Annotated in this window: 4 protein-coding genes; 1 reads left to right on the top strand and 3 read right to left on the bottom strand. The window is 62.9% G+C overall.

Annotated features, from left to right (window positions below; genetic code table 11):
- From Q0M35_RS18290 to dusA, 3 genes are all read right to left on the bottom strand, one after another.
- A partial coding sequence (locus tag Q0M35_RS18290; protein ID WP_295317683.1) for a hypothetical protein occupies positions 1-718 on the bottom strand: 718 nt, incomplete at its 3' end.
- Positions 712-1533 (bottom strand): sulfite exporter TauE/SafE family protein, encoded by an 822-nt coding sequence (locus Q0M35_RS18285; protein WP_295317682.1) that lies wholly within the window; start codon positions 1531-1533, stop codon positions 712-714. The genes Q0M35_RS18285 and Q0M35_RS18290, both read right to left, overlap by 7 nt.
- A complete protein-coding gene (gene dusA / locus Q0M35_RS18280) occupies positions 1530-2549 on the bottom strand; it encodes a tRNA dihydrouridine(20/20a) synthase DusA (RefSeq protein WP_295317681.1) in 1020 nt (339 codons plus the stop codon). Before dusA ends, Q0M35_RS18285 begins: the two co-directional genes overlap by 4 nt.
- Before the next feature lie 491 nt (positions 2550-3040).
- Here dusA and Q0M35_RS18275 point away from each other — a divergent pair.
- The coding region (locus Q0M35_RS18275) for a hypothetical protein (RefSeq protein WP_295317680.1) at positions 3041-3228 on the top strand (188 nt) is incomplete at its 3' end.

The following is a 3228-nucleotide window of genomic DNA, read 5'->3' as shown; positions in this document are numbered from 1 at the left end:
CCTCCGGCGCATACGCCCCCGGCGTCCAGGGCGCCACACCATGCAGGGCGAGGCGGTGCACCATGCTGACCGTTCCGGGTGACCCGTGTAAAAGGATCCGCGGGCAGGTATCGAAAACTTCACGCCGCGCGGTCTGATAGACTTCGGTCACATCCATCGCACTCAGGCTGTCAGGGGAATGACCCGCGAATGCCGACCGGAAGGCGCGCGCCATGATCAGATGGCTGCCTTCCCAGACCACAAGCGGGGCCGCGCCGGGATCCGTCTCTGTCAGGGTCACACCAATGATGAAAGCATGCGGTTCGCGCACAAAACGGCGTTTCGGAGACCCCTCGCGCATCACGCCATCGACATGAGCCGCATCGCGGTCGCGACGGTAGCGAAAGCCTGCGTCACTTTCGCCCTCACGCGGGCGCGGATAGCCGGGCCAGACGACAGAAAGCTGTGCGCGGTGCAGCGTCGGCAGAAACCCCGACTGCGCCAGGACCGCATCCACAGCAGCGCCGCGCAGAGGGCCAGAGCCGTCAATGTCTCCGTCCGGGCCGTTGGGCAGCGCATCAAGGCCCACAAACCATGTCCGCTCACACTGATACATATGCGCAAGGTGCGGTGCCTTCAGCGCACGCAGCCCCGCGCCACGGGCTTTCTGCGCCCAGGCAACCGTGGCAACCTCCGGCGCGAAAAGCGCCCAGCCGGTTTCTTCCGCTGCACCTACCACCCGGCGGCCTTCCGGATCATATTACCCGCAACAATCAGCAAAAATACCGCAAAAACCCCGCGCAGACGCAGAGGATCGAGCCGGTGGGCAAGCTGTGCCCCGAGGGGTGCCGTGATCAGGGTCATTGCGATGGTCACGACGAAGGCGGGTATATTGACCGACCCGATGGTGCCAGGCGGGCGCAGATCCCCGGCGCCGCTGAACAGAAAACCGAGTACCGCAGGTGTGGCGATCAGAAAGCCGAAGCCCGCAGATGTCGCAACGGCGCGGTGCACCGGCTGCCCGCAGAGCGTCATCAGCGGCACGCCGAAACTGCCGCCGCCCACCCCCATGATCACGGAGAGAAAGCCCACGACCGGTGACAGAAGCGCACGGGCTATGCCTGTTGGCATGTCTTCACTGAGGCGCCAGTGCGCCCGCCCGAACGCCATATAAAGACCAACGCTCGTCGCAAGCGCGCCAAAGAGAAACTGGAGCGTTGCAGTACGCAACTGCGCCACCACCAGCACACCCAGCACCGCCCCCGCCATGATGCCCGGCGCCCACGTGCGCAGAATGTCTTTTTCGACCGCGCCCTTTTTATTGTGGCTGCTGACCGACCGCAGAGACGTCACAACGATTGTTGCCAGCGACGTGGCAAGGCAGATCTGCATCAGGTGCGGGCCGGCAAAGCCCAGCGTTGTAAAAGCATAGAAATACGCAGGCACAAGGACGATGCCCCCTCCGACCCCGAGCAGCCCCGCCAGCACGCCGGCAAAAGCCCCCACACACGCCAGAAGCACCACCATCTGGGCCAGCAGCGCGGGATCTGTCATCCGACCGCCTGCGCAGGATCAGCGTCACCATGTCGGGTAACCTGCGCCAGAGCCTCGCGGACCAGCATGCTGTCCGCCCCGGGTCTGTGAGCCCCCTCCGACAGCATGCGCCGCCAGGCCCGCGCGCCCGGACGCCCGGTAAACAGCCCCAGCATGTGCCGGGTGATCTGCCCGAGCCGCCCGCCTGCCGCGATATGCGCGTCGATATAGGGCAGCATCGCCTGTACTGCTTCCTCTGCTGTTGCGGCGTCGCCGCGTCCGAAGATCACCGGGTCCGCTCCGGCAAGGATGCCGGCCGGATCATGATAGGCCGCACGCCCGATCATCACCCCGTCGAGGCCCGCATCCAGAAAACGCTGCGCCTGGGCAAGCGATGTAATGCCGCCATTGACCGAGATATGCAGATCGGGAAAGAGCTCTTTCATCCGCATGACAAGGGCATAATCAAGCGGCGGTATATCGCGGTTTTCCTTCGGGCTGAGCCCCTGCAGCCAGGCCTTGCGCGCGTGAATTGCGACGCGCGTACAACCGGCGCCGACGATCTGTGCCAGAAATTCCGGCAAAATCTCTTCGGGGGTCTGATCGTCCACACCGATGCGGCACTTGACTGTCACATCGACCTGCACCGCCTGGCGCATTGCTGCGACACAACGGGCGACGCGCGCCGGGTCTTCCATCAGCACCGCGCCAAAGGCACCGGACTGCACCCTGTCGGAAGGGCAGCCGACGTTGAGATTGATCTCGGCATAGCCTGCGTCAGCCCCCATCCGTGCTGCGTCAGCCAGTTCCTCCGGCTCTGAGCCACCGAGCTGCAACGCAACCGGGTGCTCTTCGGACGAATACGCCAGCAGATGCCGTGCCCCGCCGCGCACGAGAGCCGCAGAGGTAACCATTTCGGTATAGAGCAGCGTATGAGAACTGAGCTGACGGTGCAGCACACGGCAGTGCCGGTCGGTCCAGTCCATCATCGGAGCCACGGATAGTCTTGCTGCCGCAGTGGCTGCGTTGTTGGGCATTTTTAGGTCTCCTATGGTCCGCGAACTGGTTTTTGGGGCCATGTTGCACACATACTGCACGCGAATTGCTGCGGTCCAGCCCCGGGAGAGCGAAGACTTGTATTCGGTGGTGATTGGGTGGGTTTGTGAAAAGATCCACCTGCTCCGCACCAGGTCCGGCGCCAACCCGGGCTTTCAAAAATCCCGGAAACCCGCGCAATCAAGTATGCAGTTTACATACGTGCCGGCCCCTTAACCTATTGTTTCAAAGTCAGGTTCAATCCTCCTGAGGCACGCAGAGTTCCCTTGTCTGGCCGAATCCAGTGGTGAACTGCCGGAGGGACTGGCACACACGCCAAACCACTGCCAAATCAGGTATTCGATTTATTAAATTCTTTGAGCCAAAAAAGAGAACCGCAGCGGCCCACCGCAGGATTTCGCGTCGAACCTGGCGAGCCTGCGCCGAAGCACCGTGAGCGTCTGGTGGGGGCCAACCTTGTGGAGAGCGTCGCATGTACCTGGCCGGTGGCGAACGTGCCGGCAAACTCGCCAAAAAGTCAGTGGATCGACATTCCTCCATGATTGCGGCTGCGGGCCGGTCTGAAGCGTGGAAACCTGCAATGCCGCCAGGGAGCGTCTTTGGCCATGCTCGCGCGTTTACGGCCACGAATCGCGGGTTTGTGGAAGCATGCAAGACAGT

It is taken from the genome of Roseobacter sp., from assembly GCF_024639605.1.
Lineage (GTDB): Bacteria > Pseudomonadota > Alphaproteobacteria > Rhodobacterales > Rhodobacteraceae > Roseobacter.
The sequence above is the reverse complement of the archived record's forward strand: the minus strand, read 5'-3'. Positions and strand labels throughout refer to the sequence as shown.